Annotated in this window: 1 protein-coding gene; it reads right to left on the bottom strand. The window is 53.9% G+C overall.

Annotation, left to right across the window (positions count from 1 at the left end; genetic code table 11):
- Positions 1–29: 29 nt before the first annotated feature.
- A protein-coding gene (locus ACS603_RS23415; RefSeq protein WP_162263837.1) for an IS3 family transposase occupies positions 30–1,150 on the bottom strand; the annotation gives its coding sequence in 2 pieces (ribosomal slippage) (positions 30–892 and positions 892–1,150; 1,122 coding nt in all).
- Positions 1,151–1,221: the final 71 nt, after the last annotated feature.

Raw genomic sequence — 1,221 nt, 5'->3', positions numbered from 1 at the left:
TGACCTGCCCCCAGTATTAGATACAACCTTCAGTTAGTAATGTCGGTTGATTTTTCTTCATGCTTCCCGTTTCGCCAGCCTGCTGCAAATTCAGATGGCGTCTGGTAATTCAGCGATGAATGAGGTCGACACTCGTTATAATCCTGCCGCCAGTCATTAATGATTTTCCGGGCATGAAGAACATCGCTGAACCAGTGCTCATTCAGGCATTCATCCCGAAAGCGACCGTTGAAACTCTCAATAAATCCGTTCTGAGTTGGCTTGCCCGGCTGGATTAAGCGCAACTCAACACTATGTTCAAAGGCCCATTGATCCAGCGCGCGGCAGGTAAATTCCGGGCCCTGATCGGTTCTTATCGTCTCAGGATATCCACGAAACAGCGCAATGCTGTCCAGAATACGCGCGACCTGAATACCTGAAATCCCGAAAGCGGCGGTGATCGTCAGACACTCCTTCGTGAAATCATCCACACAGGTCAGGCACTTAATCCGGCGGCCGCTGGCAAGTGCATCCATGACAAAATCCATCGACCATGTCAGGTTCGGCGCATCCGGGCGAAGAAGCGGAAACCGTTCAGTCGCCAGACCCTTACGGCGGCGCCTGCGTTTTACACCCAGACCGTTAAGGTGATAGATGCGGTAAACGCGCTTGTGGTTGACGTGAAGGCCCTCCCGGCGCAATAACTGCCAGATGCGCCGGTAACCAAACCGGCGGCGTTCAAGTGCCAGCTCTGTGATGCGTAGAGACAGTTGTGCGTCAGCAGCCGGACGCTGAGCCGAATAACGGCAGGTTGAAAGTGACAGACCAGTCAGCCTGCAGGCACGGCGTTGCGACAAACCCGTTGTCTCACACATGACTTCCACGGCTTCCCGCTTCTGGTCTGTCGTCAAAACTTTCGGCCCAGGGCCACCTGAAGCGCCTCCTTATCCAGCATGGCTTCAGCGAGTAGCTTCTTGAGACGAGCGTTCTCTTCCTCAAGTGACTTGAGCCGCTTCACTTCGGGGACTTCCATGCCACCGAACTTCTTACGCCAGGTGTAGAAGGTGGCGTCTGAAATGGCATGCTTGCGGCAGAGTTCCCGGGCCGAAACCCCGGCTTCTGCCTCGCGGAGAATACTGATGATCTGTTCGTCGGAAAATCGCTTCTTCATGGGGATGTCCTCATGTGGCTTATGAAGACATTACTAACATCGCGGTGTATTAATCAACGGGGAGCAGGTCA

It is taken from the genome of Enterobacter sp. Li2LvB3, assembly GCF_056156645.1.
This window is presented reverse-complemented; position numbering and strand designations above follow the sequence as displayed.